The 13,352-nt window shown below is 36.5% G+C and carries 15 protein-coding genes and 1 other RNA gene; 12 read left to right on the top strand and 4 right to left on the bottom strand.

Annotation, left to right across the window (positions count from 1 at the left end; genetic code table 11):
• The first annotated feature begins 27 nt into the window (after positions 1-27).
• The 5 genes from comGF (at position 28) to AC4BC3_RS11230 (ending at position 3,932) form a co-directional block, all read left to right on the top strand.
• On the top strand, positions 28-378 hold the full coding sequence (gene comGF / locus AC4BC3_RS11250) for a competence type IV pilus minor pilin ComGF (RefSeq protein ID WP_490466527.1): 351 nt from the start codon (positions 28-30) through the stop codon (positions 376-378).
• A complete protein-coding gene (comGG, locus tag AC4BC3_RS11245) occupies positions 356-724 on the top strand; it encodes a competence type IV pilus minor pilin ComGG (protein WP_206910314.1) in 369 nt (122 codons plus the stop codon). Before comGF ends, comGG begins: the two co-directional genes overlap by 23 nt.
• Before the next feature lie 171 nt (positions 725-895).
• Positions 896-1,903 (top strand): class I SAM-dependent methyltransferase, encoded by a 1,008-nt coding sequence (locus tag AC4BC3_RS11240; protein ID WP_206910313.1) that lies wholly within the window; start codon positions 896-898, stop codon positions 1,901-1,903.
• Positions 1,904-1,928: 25 nt separating this feature from the next.
• Positions 1,929-3,113: an acetate/propionate family kinase gene (locus tag AC4BC3_RS11235; protein WP_206910312.1), complete on the top strand. Its 1,185-nt coding sequence runs from the start codon at positions 1,929-1,931 to the stop codon at positions 3,111-3,113.
• Between the two features lie 177 nt (positions 3,114-3,290).
• The gene (locus tag AC4BC3_RS11230) at positions 3,291-3,932 is read left to right on the top strand and encodes a uridine kinase family protein (RefSeq protein ID WP_206910311.1); all 642 of its coding nucleotides are present in this window, start codon (positions 3,291-3,293) and stop codon (positions 3,930-3,932) included.
• 133 nt (positions 3,933-4,065) lie between these two features.
• Here the strand turns inward: AC4BC3_RS11230 and AC4BC3_RS11225 are convergent, their stop codons facing one another.
• The 4 genes from AC4BC3_RS11225 to AC4BC3_RS11210 form a co-directional block, all read right to left on the bottom strand.
• The gene (locus tag AC4BC3_RS11225) at positions 4,066-4,542 is read right to left on the bottom strand and encodes a universal stress protein (RefSeq protein WP_206910310.1); all 477 of its coding nucleotides are present in this window, start codon (positions 4,540-4,542) and stop codon (positions 4,066-4,068) included.
• Positions 4,543-4,618: 76 nt separating this feature from the next.
• The gene (locus AC4BC3_RS11220; RefSeq protein WP_206910309.1) at positions 4,619-4,903 is read right to left on the bottom strand and encodes a hypothetical protein; all 285 of its coding nucleotides are present in this window, start codon (positions 4,901-4,903) and stop codon (positions 4,619-4,621) included.
• A gap of 81 nt (positions 4,904-4,984) precedes the next feature.
• Positions 4,985-5,179, bottom strand: a non-coding RNA gene (gene ssrS / locus AC4BC3_RS11215) — 6S RNA.
• 64 nt (positions 5,180-5,243) lie between these two features.
• Positions 5,244-6,530: a replication-associated recombination protein A gene (locus AC4BC3_RS11210; RefSeq protein ID WP_490466526.1), complete on the bottom strand. Its 1,287-nt coding sequence runs from the start codon at positions 6,528-6,530 to the stop codon at positions 5,244-5,246.
• 138 nt (positions 6,531-6,668) lie between these two features.
• Here AC4BC3_RS11210 and AC4BC3_RS11205 point away from each other — a divergent pair, with 138 nt between their 5' ends.
• The 7 genes from AC4BC3_RS11205 to AC4BC3_RS11175 all read left to right on the top strand — a co-directional run bounded on the left by AC4BC3_RS11205 (position 6,669) and on the right by AC4BC3_RS11175 (position 13,210).
• A complete protein-coding gene (locus tag AC4BC3_RS11205) occupies positions 6,669-7,328 on the top strand; it encodes a DNA-3-methyladenine glycosylase (protein WP_490466525.1) in 660 nt (219 codons plus the stop codon).
• Positions 7,315-7,806 (top strand): DUF3013 family protein, encoded by a 492-nt coding sequence (locus tag AC4BC3_RS11200; RefSeq protein WP_206910305.1) that lies wholly within the window; start codon positions 7,315-7,317, stop codon positions 7,804-7,806. Before AC4BC3_RS11205 ends, AC4BC3_RS11200 begins: the two co-directional genes overlap by 14 nt.
• Positions 7,807-7,819: 13 nt before the next feature.
• Positions 7,820-8,767, top strand: coding sequence for a 50S ribosomal protein L11 methyltransferase (prmA, locus tag AC4BC3_RS11195; RefSeq protein WP_490466524.1), 948 nt, complete (start codon positions 7,820-7,822; stop codon positions 8,765-8,767).
• Positions 8,768-9,529: a 16S rRNA (uracil(1498)-N(3))-methyltransferase gene (locus tag AC4BC3_RS11190; protein WP_490466523.1), complete on the top strand. Its 762-nt coding sequence runs from the start codon at positions 8,768-8,770 to the stop codon at positions 9,527-9,529. It begins immediately after the preceding gene.
• Between the two features lie 429 nt (positions 9,530-9,958).
• Positions 9,959-12,172 (top strand): RelA/SpoT family protein, encoded by a 2,214-nt coding sequence (locus AC4BC3_RS11185; RefSeq protein ID WP_206910299.1) that lies wholly within the window; start codon positions 9,959-9,961, stop codon positions 12,170-12,172.
• 22 nt (positions 12,173-12,194) lie between these two features.
• Positions 12,195-12,641 carry a D-aminoacyl-tRNA deacylase gene (gene dtd, locus AC4BC3_RS11180; RefSeq protein ID WP_490466522.1) on the top strand — a complete coding sequence of 149 codons (447 nt, stop codon included), beginning with the start codon at positions 12,195-12,197 and terminating at the stop codon, positions 12,639-12,641.
• Positions 12,642-13,039: 398 nt separating this feature from the next.
• Positions 13,040-13,210: a hypothetical protein gene (locus AC4BC3_RS11175; protein WP_206910295.1), complete on the top strand. Its 171-nt coding sequence runs from the start codon at positions 13,040-13,042 to the stop codon at positions 13,208-13,210.
• Positions 13,211-13,352: the final 142 nt, after the last annotated feature.

The raw sequence follows: 13,352 nt of genomic DNA, 5'->3' as shown, positions 1-13,352 counted from the left end.
TTGATATCCTTTCTTGTTTTTAGTGGGGTGATACTAACAGTTACTTTGATTATTCGACGTGCAGATCAGTTAGATCAGTATTTACAAAGGAAGGATCAGAAAGAATGGTTGATTTTTTTGACACAATTTGAAAATGAAGTTGCAGGTAGCACATTGTCGGATATACAAAGAAAACAATTTCGCTATGTTATAGAAAATAAAACGTATATTATTGAGCAGTATCAATCAATTGTTCGAAAAAGACAAACTGCTGGTGGACATCAACCAATGCTAATGAATGTTGACGAGTTTAGTTTTGAGGAGAGGGACAATGAAGTCATACTTGAAGTTAAATTTGAAAATGGAGAACGTGGGTATGGTAAATGGGCAAAGCCGTGACCAACAAATGAAAACAGGCTTTAAGGGAAATATTTTATTTTCTACTTTATTATTATTCTTGTTGTGTAGCTTTTTATTAGCAACAGTGGTTGATACCTATCGATTAACAGTTGACTTTAATCAGCGGACAAAGTTCTTTTACATAGCACAAACTATGAAGGAACTTTGCCTATCGGAATTTGTGCAAGAGGAAAACATAGCACAGAACGGAAAATGTATCTATAATACGGGAGTAGTTAAATATGCGATTGAAAATCAGAAGATGAAATTTGAAATTTCGGTTGATGTATTTGACTTTTATTTTACAGAAACGATACAGAATGATACAGTTAGTAGTACAGAATAAAGGTATAATCATGAAAACGTCCTCTTTTCTGTTATATCACTGTTTTAGCAGAAGAATGTTTGTCGTTTCACAAACAAAAAAACAGTGAAAACGATTGAAATTTTTGTGATTGTCCGATAGAATTAAACAGGTGAAAAAATTGTTATAATATATCTAGAAATGAGGTGCACCATGTTACCAGAAAAAATGGAGCAAGGGTTTAATCAAAACCTTGAAGCAATTCAATTGCTTCAAAATGCATTGGGAACTTCCTTTTTAGAGGCTTATGTCGAGAATGCTGAAAATTTAAATGACGATTATCAAGTTCGGGTAGTCGATGGCGTGCCAACGCCAGAAGTTGTCCAACAAATTGAGACGATTTATAAAGAGTTGAAAAAGTTGTCTTTTGAACCAGAGGAATGGCGTCGTCTATCACAACTACTTTTATTAAAAGGTAGTCAAACAGAACGGTTGCAAGCTAATCATCAGCTTACGCCAGATAGCATTGGATATTTATTTGTTTTCTTGATTGAACAGTTGTTCACAAATAAAAAAGAACCGGTTAAAATTTTAGATATTTCGGCTGGAATGGGTAATCTACTACTAACAGTTCTTTTAAATTTGAAAATTGCTAACTATCAAGTTGAAGGATTTGGTGTCGATATTGATGATACATTGTTGTCTGTGGCTGCATCGACAAGTGAATTGACACAAGCAAACGTTCAGTACTTTCATCAAGATGGGTTACAAGATTTACTGGTTGATCCTGTAGATTTTGCTATCAGTGATTTACCCATTGGTTACTATCCGAATGATCAGAAAGCCAGCGAATTTTTGACAAGTGCAGATGAAGGTCATAGTTATGCACATCATTTATTGTTAGAACAATCAATGAAGTATGTAAAACCAGATGGCTTCGGATTGTTCTTGATTCCAAGTAATTTCCTAGAAACTGATCAAAGTGAAATGATCAAAAAATGGTTTAAAGAAGAAGGCTATCTTCAAGGAATGGTTCAGTTGCCAGATGAATTATTCCGCAAAAAAGAATCACAAAAAAGTATTTTAATTTTACAGAAAAAAGGTCCGCAAGCAAAACAAGTCAAAGAAGTATTACTTGTTAAACTTGCTTCACTTAAAGAACCAGAGAAGGTGACAGAATTCTTTAAAGAATTTGAAGATTGGAAATCATCTGCTCTGTAATCATTCAAAATAGAAGGAGAGTACTATGTCTAAAACAATTGCAATCAATGCTGGAAGTTCAAGTTTAAAATGGCAATTATATCAAATGCCTGAAGAAACAGTTATCGCCAAGGGAATCGTTGAGCGTATCGGCTTAAGCGACTCTATTTTTACAATTAAATACGGTGACAATCAAAAGTTCGAACAAATTTTGGATATCGCTGACCACGACATAGCTGTTAGAATGTTATTAGACCAATTGATTGAATTAACAATCTTGAGTTCTTATGACGAAATCACAGGTGTTGGACATCGTGTTGTTCATGGTGGAGAAACGTATAGTGACTCTGTTGTCGTGACGGACGAGGTAATGGAACGAATTGCAGAATTGGCAGAATTTGCCCCATTACACAACCCAGCAAACTTGATGGGAATCAAGGCATTCAAAAAAATCTTGCCTGATATCATCAGTGTTGCAGTATTTGACACATCTTTCCATGCAACTATGCCAAAACATAACTACTTGTATAGTCTACCAACTTCTTACTATGAGGACTTTAAAGTAAGAAAATATGGTTTTCATGGTACAAGTCATCGATATGTTTCAGAACGTGCAGCTAGTTTATTAAACAAACCAATTGAAGACTTAAAGATCATTACTTGTCATTTGGGTAATGGTGTTTCAATCACCGCTGTTGATGGTGGAAAATCAGTAGATACGTCAATGGGATTCACACCGTTAGCAGGAGTAACGATGGGGACTCGTTCAGGTGATTTAGATCCAGCTGTTTTACCATACTTAATGGATAAATTGGATCTGACAATTGATGAAATGATTACAGTTTTAAACAAAGAATCTGGTTTATTAGGCTTAACAGGCTTATCAAGCGATATGCGTGATCTTGAGAAAAATTATGAAAAAGAGCATATCCGTTTAGCTTATGATATTTTTGTTGATCGTATTCGTAAATACATTGGTGGTTATGTAACTACTATGAATGGCGTCGATGCAATTGTGTTTACCGCTGGAATTGGTGAAAATGATGCGCACGTACGCAGTGAGATTATTAAAGGAATGACTTGGTTTGGGTGTGAAGTAGATCCCGAATTGAATAGCATTCGTGGTGAAGAAGTGGAAATTTCAACACCAGAATCTAAAGTAAAACTACTGGTTATTCCAACGGATGAAGAATTAATGATTGCTCGCGATGTGGAACGTTTACGCGGATAATAAAATTTTAAAAGAATGCCAAACTTAAGTTTGGCATTCTTTTTACATAATTCTGAAATACAAAATGTTTATCCCAAAGATGGAAGCTAATAGGCATGGAAGCAACTATCTACAAGTCAATTGTTGTCCGTCATTCAATATAGTTAAAACGAATAAAGCAGGGAGGGAGCGAACCGATTGTATCCGATTTATGATGTGATTGAAGAAGAAATCCAAAAGTTAAAGAAACCAAGTGTCATAGGAATCGATGGCAGTTATGCTTCAGGAAAAACGAACTTTACAACACAATTAGCCACTTATCTTAAAAATAATGGTTATGATGTACAAGTCATTCATTATGATAGCTTTCATAAACCGCTTCCCTTGATCAAATGGTCTGAAGAAAAAAGTAGTGAAGTGGATGCCTTTTATCATGCTTTCAATAGTCAAAAACTTTTGAATGAACTTTTGATTCCTTTGAAGCAAGAAGGTGTATTTAACAAGACAATCAAAGGTCTTGATTGGGTATTAGCTACCTATGTTGATGATTTGCCGATTAATATTGATGAGCATACAATTGTGCTTTTAGAAGGATCGCTTTTATTTAGAGAGAAGTTACTTCCATTTATTGACTACAAAATCTTTTTAGAGGTGTCACTGGAAGAAGTTATGCGAAGGGGAAGAGAAAGGGATGTACCGAAAGTCGGCGAATGGATTATGGACAAATATCGTACACGTTATATTCCAGTTTACCAACGACACCTTGAACAAAATCATGTAAAAGAAACCGCTGATTTGATTATCGATAATAACGATTATAATCATCCTAGTATAAAGTAGTTTACTTATTATAAGGGTTCTTATAATGAAAAATAAGCTTGTTTTGTCCAATGCATCTTGTAATAGGTATTTTAAAACTTAAAAAAAATCCCCGCCAATCATACATGATGATTGGCGGGGATTTTTAATTAAATTACTCTTCGTCGTCACCTGTTGGTAGTTGGTTTTCTAAATCTGTACGTACGACAAGGACGTCGCAATTTGCATTACGAATCACATACTCAGAAACTGAACCAATGAATAAACGTTCTACAGCGTTTAGCCCAGTTGCACCTAATAAAATCAAATCAATATCATTGTCATCAGGAATTTCTTTGGCAATGATTGGTTTTGGTGAACCATATTCCACAATAGTCGAAACTTTTTCTAGCCCAGCTTCTTTTGCACTCTTTTCGTAGTCAGCTAGTGTTTGTTTAGCCATCTCTGTTGCTTGTTCAGCTAGCATTCCATCAAATGAAGAAACAGTTTGAAATGCACGAGTATCAATAACATGTGCTAGTAAAAGTTCTCCGTTATTACGTTTTGCAACGTTAACCGCTTTTTTAAAAGCTAATTCCGCTTCGGCAGAGCCGTCGACGGCAACCATGATTTTTTTATATTGTTGTAACATAAGTGTTCGCTCCCTTCAAAGATCAGTTCTTTTCCTATCCTTATTGTAAAGCACTTTGCAAAAAAAGAAAATTATTTTACTGCTTAGTGGACGATATTTTTTTAGCAAATGAAATACTGAAAATAGTTGAAGCTAGAATAACAACTATTAAGAATAAAAAGGCAAGCATTCTTTGATTAAAAAAGATGACGAGTAAACCTAATGCAGCAAGAAAGGCATAGACAACACCTGAAAACTGCAAAAAGGCTTGGTTCTTTTCAGATGGTTCAATTAAAACGAAGAAAATAGATTGTTTCTTGAATAAATAATAGCTAACAAAGACCAGTAGTATGGTTGCAATAGATATCAACACACGAATCATGAAGCGTTCCCCCAAAAAAATCAGAATAAAAATAGAAAAAGCAATTTGCTAAAAGCAAATTGCTTCATTCTTAAACAAAAGGTAATCTCCGTTAATGCCGTTGTTTGTCCTGTAGTATTGATCCCGCAAATTCTAGCAGGTGGGTCCCACGGTCGAAGCTTTGAACTACCAAATGATAAGGCATGTTACCAGCAGTGACACAAGACAGGTCCCAAGATATCAATAAAAATGTTCGGTCAACACACAAAGAGGACAATTCGAACATCACAGATTTCCCATCTCTATAGTAGCATAGGAATTTAAAAAGAGCAACGGGAGTGCTCCTTGGAAAGTAACCGTTTTATTTTTGAGGGGAATGCTTTTTCCAATTTTGAATTCGTTCATATTGTTGCTTTAAGGCTTGTTCATATTTTCCAGTTTCTTTTGGTTGATAATAGGTTTCATTTTTTAATTTGTCTGGTAAATATTGTTGATTGACCCAAGCGTGTTCAAAGTTGTGGGGATACTGATAATCAAGTCCGCGTTTTAATTTTTTCGCACCTTGGTAATGGCTGTCACGCAAATGATCTGGGACCTCACCGGCTTTGCCTGCTCGGATATCTGCAATGGCAGCATCTAGTGCAGTATAAGCAGAATTAGATTTAGGGGACAAACAAAGATCAACCACAACATCTGCTAAAGGAATTCGTGCTTCGGGTAATCCTAGACGTTCTGCTGCAAGAACAGCGTTAACAGTGCGGGCTGCTGCTGCGGGATTTCCTAGACCGATGTCCTCGTAGCCAATGACCATTAGACGTCGACAAATACTTGCAAGATCACCAGCTTCCACTAAACGTGCTAGATAGTGCAGGGCTGCGTCCACATCGCTGCCGCGAATCGATTTTTGGAAAGCAGAGATGACGTCGTAATGAGCGTCTCCATTTTTATCATGAGTTAATGCTTTTCTTTGTACACATTCTTCAATGATTGCTAAGGTGAGGTGGATAAGCCCATCTTCTATCGGTTTAGTTGATCGTGCTGCTAGTTCAAGGCCGTTTAACGCACTTCGCAAGTCTCCATTTGTTGCTCGTGATAAATGAAGCAAGGCGTCTCCATCAAGTTGAATCGGTAATTCTCCAAGTCCACGTTCTTTATCAAGTAAAGCTGTTTGAATTGCTGATTGTATATCTGTCTCATTTAAGGGTTTGACTTCAAAAATTTGTGTTCGACTACGAATCGCAGGATTAATGGTGATATAAGGATTTTCAGTCGTTGCGCCAATTAAAATGATACGTCCACTTTCAAGATGAGGCAAAAGAAAATCTTGTTTTGTTTTATCTAGTCGATGAACTTCATCAAGTAACAAAATGACTGTCCCGCTCATTTTGGCTTCTTCAGCTACAACTTGTAAATCTTTTTTTGAATCAGTTGCGGCGTTCAACGTACGAAAGGCATAGTTTGTAGAACCAGCAATGGCACTAGCAATACTGGTTTTTCCGGTGCCAGGTGGTCCATATAGAATCATTGATGACAACATTCGCGCGTCAACCATTCGGCGAATGATTTTTCCTTCACCGACTAGTTGCTGTTGTCCAACGACTTCATCGATTGTGCGAGGACGCATTCGATAAGCTAAAGGTTGTTGCATGAAGTGACCTCCCTTTCAATTTTTCGTTCGTTTATTATAGCATAGTTTGTAAAAAACTGGCGGAAAGAACATAGAAGAAACGTTTTGTTTTCATGGCATGTAACGGAAATATTGTGTATGATAAAGTAGGTGGAAAAAATGACAGAGAAAAAGAAAATCGAAAATTTTTTTGAAAATAAAACAACGCCAGAAATTGCGAAAAATTTATTAGGAATGTATTTAGAACATGTAACGCCGCTAGGGAAATTAGCTGGTTATATTGTTGACGCTGAAGCTTATCTTGGACCAGATGACCAAGCTGCCCACAGTTATGGAATGCGAGATACGCCAAGGGTGCGTGCGATGTATCAAAAGGCTGGAACAATCTATCTCTATACGATGCATACACATCGGATATTAAACATTATTACTCAACCAGAAGGCGTCCCTCAAGGTGTGATGATTCGAGCTGTTCAACCAGCTGCTGGTATTGAACAAATGAGTCAGAATCGTGGAGGAAAAGTGGGGCCAGAAATCAGTAACGGCCCAGGTAAGTTAGTAAAAGCATTAGCAATTGGTCCAGAACTTTATGGTCAATCAATTATGGATAGCGAAAGTACACTACGGCTAGACTTTGAAAAACGTAAGGAACCAAAAAAAATTATTGCTCTGCCACGAATTGGTATTCCAAATAAGGGAGAGTGGACGGATATGCCGTTGCGCTACATTGTTTCAGGCAATCCATATATTTCTTTACAAAAAAAGCGCCTGATCGATCAAGAAGATTGGGGATGGAGGAACGAAGATGAAAAAAAATAATTTATTAAGTTATTTGGATGAGTCCATTGAAAAAAACATTGCTACTTATGACGTCGCATTAGATTGGGATACAAAGAACCATACGATTGAAATAGTTGTGCGCTTGTTTGCGGAAAACAAAGCACATTTAGAAATCGATGATGCAAAAGGTGTTGTTTCTGAAGAAGAAATCATTGAATTTGAGGACGGCATTTTACTATTTAATCCACAAAAATCTTCATTTGATGAAGAGGACTATTTAGCAGTTATTCCTTATGAAGGTAAAAAAGGGTTGGAAAAAGCAGTTGTAGATGCAATGATTGATTATTTGAAGGATGTATTGGATCAAGGACAAAGCGATTTGTTGGATTTTTTAGATGCAGACGATGAAGATACGATTTTTGAATTACATTGGGACAATCAACAGTTCGCACAGTTCGTTGAAAAGAAACAGCAAGAACAAAATACAACAACTTATTTACCATATCCAAGTTATTAAGGAGTCGATAGCGATGAAATGGAACGAAGTAAAAGTAGAGACAGCAAGTGAAGCAGTTGAAGCTGTTGCCAATATTTTAATGGAAGCAGGAGCCAGCGGCGTGGCTATCGAAGATGCGCTTGACGTTGAGAATTTTAAATCAGACCAATATGGTGAAATCTTAGATAAGGCTGATTTTACTTCATTAACTGAAGGCGCATTGGTTATGGCATATTTTCCAGAAACAATTTTCTTACCAGAAATCTTACCTTTTATCAAAGACCGTGTGACACAATTACCTGAGTTTGGCTTGGCCATTGGGAAAAATATTGTAACGGCTAGTGAAGTAGAGGAGAGTAACTGGGCAACGGCTTGGAAAAAATACTATCATCCTGTTCGCATTACGAGAATGTTGACGGTTGCTCCAAGCTGGGAAAATTATACGACACAAGATCCAATGGAAAAAATTATTACCTTAGATCCAGGTATGGCTTTTGGAACAGGAACACATCCAACAACATTACTGACTTTGGAAGCATTAGAATCTGTTCTGCGTGGTGGTGAGACGGTACTAGATGTTGGTACAGGTTCAGGCGTGTTAAGTATTGCTGCCAAATATTTAGGTGCAAAAGATGTTTATGCATACGATCTTGATGAAGTAGCTGTCCGTTCAGCAAAAGAAAATATGGATATGAATGAAATTGCTAAAGATGTCCATGTTTCTGCAAATGATCTATTGAATGGGATAGAGATCGAAAGTGATGTAATTGTTGCCAACATTTTAGCTGATATTATTTTATTGATGATTCCTGATGCATGGCGTTTATTAAAGCAAACAGGAACGTTGGTTGTCTCTGGAATTATTGAAGATAAAAAGCAAATGGTTATTGATGCCATGGAGGCACAAGGATTTGTAGTTGATCAAATTTTCCAACAAAAAGATTGGTATGCAATTATTTTGAAAAAACCTGAGGTGGACTAAATGCAACGTTATTTTTTGGAGGAACCATATCAGCAAAAAGATCGTTTTGTATTAACCGGAGAGCCGTATCATCATATAACTCGAGTTATGCGTATGACGCTAGAAGACCGCGTTTACTTAGCTTTTAGTGACCAAGTGGCTATCATTGCTGAAATTATTGCTATTACAGAAAATGAGGTTGAATTAAAAGAGGTAATGAAAGAACAAGGGCAAAAAGAGTTGCCAAGTATGATTACCATTGCAAGTGGGTATCCAAAAGGTGAAAAATTAGACTGGATTGTGCAAAAAGGAACGGAACTTGGAGCACACGCATTTCTTGGGTTTCCGGCAAAGACGTCGGTTGTTAAATGGGATGAAAAAAAACGGAATAAACGGCAACAACGTTTAACAAAAATTGCTCAAGAAGCTGCAGAGCAATCACATCGTCAAGTAGTGCCACAAGTAGAATTGTTAAGTACAGTCAATGAGTTCTATCAAAAAATTTCTACTTATGATCATGTGCTAGTTGCCTACGAAGAGTCAGCTAAGCAAGGCGAATTAGCAAACTTAGCACAAGCCTTACAAAAATCGGGTTCAGGACAACGTATTTTGGCAATTTTTGGACCAGAAGGTGGGTTGACGCCAGATGAAGTAGCAAAACTATCTGCAGAAGGCGCAATCCTTTGTGGCTTAGGTCCAAGAATTTTGCGAACAGAAACAGCACCATTATATCTATTGAGTGCCGCGAGCTATCAATGGGAATTACTAGGTGAACAGGAATAGGGAGTCCATTCGTGTACGATTATTGGATCATCAAATAAGTGATGACTTACTAAAAGAGACGGTGTACCATTTAGTTGCAAATGGGCTTACAAGAATCGCCATAAGTCATCGGAACTTTTCTTAATAAATTTGAACATGATAGAATTGAAAAAAGAAACGACAATTTGTATAATGGTAACAATAACCGTTCAAGAGTCCGATAAAAAATAAAAAGAGGTTGGGTCAAATTAACTAGCTCCGATGAAATTGACAAAAGGCACCAGAAATCATTTTTAGGTTTTTGTGTGATGATGCGTTGTTTTTTCGGAGTTATTTTTAATACCATTCGTGGAAAAACGAATTCTTTATACCAGTTAGCTGAAATTTAGAAATTGTGATTTCAGATGCCTCTCCTGTTTTGCTATCGAAACGAAAGGGGGATCGGTTTGTATGTCAAAAGAAGAAATTTTAACAGGTCCTGGCGTTATTGCGCTTGTTAGTAAATATATGGGACCGGATCATGTTGCATTTGTACAAAAAGCATGTGATTATGCAACAGCAGCGCATGATGGACAATTTAGAAAATCTGGAGAGCCTTATATTATTCATCCGATCCAAGTTGCTGGGATCTTAGCTGAGTTGAAAATGGATCCGCACACTGTAGCAACAGGATTTTTACATGATGTAGTTGAAGATACAGAAGTAACTTTGGATGATTTACGAGAAGAATTTGGTGACGATGTAGCCATGCTGGTTGACGGCGTTACTAAATTGGGAAAAATAAAATATAAATCTCATGAAGAACAATTAGCAGAAAACCATCGTAAAATGTTGCTAGCAATGGCACAAGATTTACGCGTAATCATGGTGAAATTGGCCGATCGTCTTCATAACATGCGTACACTAAAACATTTACGGGAAGATAAGCAACGTCGAATTGCACAAGAAACATTAGAAATCTATGCACCGTTAGCACATCGTTTAGGGATTAGTCGAATCAAATGGGAATTAGAAGATACTGCTTTACGCTATCTTAATCCAAAACAATATTATCGAATCGTTCATTTGATGCGAACAAAACGTGAAGAACGCGAGCAGTATGTGAATGCAACTGTAGAAGATATTCGAGTAGCGACAGAAGAACTAGACATCTATGCAGAAATCTATGGTCGCCCAAAGCATATTTATTCGATTTATCGAAAAATGAAAGATCAGAAGAAACAATTTAGTGAAATCTATGATTTACTGGCTATCCGAGTAATTGTCGAGTCTATCAAAGATTGTTATGCAGTCTTAGGTGCGATCCATACGAAGTGGAAACCAATGCCAGGAAGATTCAAAGATTATATTGCTATGCCAAAGGCGAACATGTATCAATCTTTGCATACGACAGTGATTGGTCCAGCGGGAAATCCTGTTGAAATTCAAATTCGTACGCAAGAAATGCATGAAATCGCAGAATTTGGGGTTGCAGCACACTGGGCTTACAAAGAAGGAAAAAATGATAAAGTAGAACCTGACGGAATGACGAAGCAGTTAAGTTGGTTCCATGAAATTATTGAATTACAAGACGAAAGTTATGATGCATCTGACTTTATGGAAGGCGTTAAGGGTGATATCTTCAGTGATAAAGTCTATGTCTTTACACCAAAGGGAGATGTAACCGAGCTTCCTAAAGGATCGGGACCATTGGATTTTGCTTATAGCATCCATACTGATATTGGGAACAAGACAACTGGCGCAAAAGTGAATGGTAAAATGGTTCAATTGGATTATAAATTGAAAAATGGTGATATCATTGAAATCTTAACTTCACCTAATTCGTTTGGTCCGAGCCGTGATTGGTTAAAAATTGTTGCAACGAGCAAAGCAAAAAATAAAATTAAACGTTTCTTCAAGGCACAAGATCGTGAAGAAAATATTACCAAAGGTCATGAATCAGTTACCAAGTGTATTTCTGATCTTGGTTTCTTGCCAAAAGATATTTTGACCAAAGAAAAACTGCAAGAAGTCTTGGATCGATTTAATTACAATAATGAAGATGATATTTATGCGGCCGTGGGGTATGGTGAAATCAGCCCGTTAACAATGGCAAATCGATTGACTGAAAAAGAACGTCGTGAACAAAAAATCGAGCAACAAAAACAAGAAGCCGACGAATTGATGAACCAACCGAAAAAAGAACCAGAAAAAATGAAGGTTCGTCATGAAGGTGGCGTGGTGATTCAAGGTGTTGAAAACTTGCTTATTCGTATTAGTCGTTGTTGTAATCCGGTTCCGGGAGACGATATTGTTGGTTATATTACCAAAGGACGAGGAATTTCCATTCATCGTCGTGATTGTCCAAATGTTCAGCCGGATAAACCGAATGTTGCAGAACGATTAATTGAAGTAGAATGGGAAGATACTTCAAATTCTAAAAAAGAATATGATGCTGACCTAGAAATTTATGGCTATAATCGTTCAGGTCTATTAAATGATGTTTTGCAAACTGTTAATTCTATGACAAAAAATCTTAATAGTGTGGAAGCACGTACGAATAAAGATAAGATGGCAACAATCCATTTAACGGTAGGGATCCAGAACTTAACACACCTAAAAAGTATTGTAGATAAAATCAAGTCTGTTCCAGATGTCTATAGTGTACGGCGGATGAACGGATAAATGTGAAGAGAGGGAAAATTTGATGCGAGCAGTCATTCAACGAGTGAGCCGAGCGGCAGTTACGATCAATGGTCAAGAAATCGGTAAGATCAATCAGGGGTTATTAATTTTATTAGGTATTCATGAAGCAGATACTCAAAATGATGTAGACTATTTGGTTAAAAAAATCGCGCAAATGCGTATTTTTGAAGATGAACAAGGCAAGATGAATACAAGTATTGAAGACATTGGTGGTCAAATTTTAAGTATTTCACAATTTACGCTGTTTGCGGATACTAAAAAAGGCAATCGACCAAGTTTTATTGCCGCTGCACGTCCAGAAACGGCTATTCCATTATACGAAGCTTTTAATACTGGTTTGAAACAACGTGGTATTCCAGTTTCAACTGGTAAATTTGGCGAAGATATGGATGTTTCTTTAGTAAATGACGGTCCCGTAACCATTGTAATCGACTCACAAAATAAATAAAAACAGAAGTAAGAGCTCTCTTAATTACTAAAATAGTTAAGATAAAAGTCGACATGGCAGGTACATGCTAATGTTGGCTTTTATTTTTTATTTGTACTTTAAATTCGAAAATAAGTTTGTACAATACATTGATAAAATTATTGATGAATGTGCTTTTCTGTCATTTATTGGAATATCGACTAAAAAATAGGAGAGATTTGTCAGGTTTTGCAATCGATCTAGGGACATTAAATTAACACAGTTCTTCGTCATAGAAATCAATTCTATGTCAATTTATGTATCCTATGATTAATTTACTTGTATGGTATTTTTGTCCCAAGCTTTATGATGCAGTATGATAAAGCTTTTTATATTTCTATGTTATACTGGTGTATAAATATACAAAAAGGAGGGGTTTGATGGAAAATTTATTAGCAGGTGGTTTTCTATTTGTTGGAGGAGCGATACTTATGTTAGCAAGTGAGTATGCTAACTGGGTTCCCATTGTCGGAAGTATTGTTGCATTAGTAGGTTTTGGGATATTAGTTTATTTTTTATTTAGCAAAGATGGAAAGTATGACGGAAAATAAGTAGTATCTTTTTCTAGTATTGAATTGACGATAGAAAAATGCAATAACTACCATCAATCGCCTAGCCATTGGTTGCATTTTCCTATAACAAATCTTTTTTTAGCTTAAAGATGACGTAGAAAGCCGTAGATTTTAGTATATA

The sequence above is a fragment of the Enterococcus sp. AAFC-DPL-6103 genome (assembly GCF_058216595.1).
This window is presented reverse-complemented; position numbering and strand designations above follow the sequence as displayed.

Coding starts and splice junctions, on each gene's coding strand:
- AC4BC3_RS11235 (WP_206910312.1), top strand. CDS start 1,929: ATGTCTAAAACAATTGCAATCAATGCTGGAAGTTCAAGTTTAAAATGG.
- AC4BC3_RS11220 (WP_206910309.1), bottom strand. CDS start 4,903: ATGATTCGTGTGTTGATATCTATTGCAACCATACTACTGGTCTTTGTT.
- AC4BC3_RS11205 (WP_490466525.1), top strand. CDS start 6,669: ATGACAGAGAAAAAGAAAATCGAAAATTTTTTTGAAAATAAAACAACG.
- AC4BC3_RS11175 (WP_206910295.1), top strand. CDS start 13,040: ATGGAAAATTTATTAGCAGGTGGTTTTCTATTTGTTGGAGGAGCGATA.
- AC4BC3_RS11190 (WP_490466523.1), top strand. CDS start 8,768: ATGCAACGTTATTTTTTGGAGGAACCATATCAGCAAAAAGATCGTTTT.
- AC4BC3_RS11210 (WP_490466526.1), bottom strand. CDS start 6,530: ATGCAACAACCTTTAGCTTATCGAATGCGTCCTCGCACAATCGATGAA.
- AC4BC3_RS11200 (WP_206910305.1), top strand. CDS start 7,315: ATGAAAAAAAATAATTTATTAAGTTATTTGGATGAGTCCATTGAAAAA.
- AC4BC3_RS11240 (WP_206910313.1), top strand. CDS start 896: ATGTTACCAGAAAAAATGGAGCAAGGGTTTAATCAAAACCTTGAAGCA.
- AC4BC3_RS11225 (WP_206910310.1), bottom strand. CDS start 4,542: ATGTTACAACAATATAAAAAAATCATGGTTGCCGTCGACGGCTCTGCC.
- comGG (WP_206910314.1), top strand. CDS start 356: ATGGTAAATGGGCAAAGCCGTGACCAACAAATGAAAACAGGCTTTAAG.
- AC4BC3_RS11185 (WP_206910299.1), top strand. CDS start 9,959: ATGTCAAAAGAAGAAATTTTAACAGGTCCTGGCGTTATTGCGCTTGTT.
- prmA (WP_490466524.1), top strand. CDS start 7,820: ATGAAATGGAACGAAGTAAAAGTAGAGACAGCAAGTGAAGCAGTTGAA.
- dtd (WP_490466522.1), top strand. CDS start 12,195: ATGCGAGCAGTCATTCAACGAGTGAGCCGAGCGGCAGTTACGATCAAT.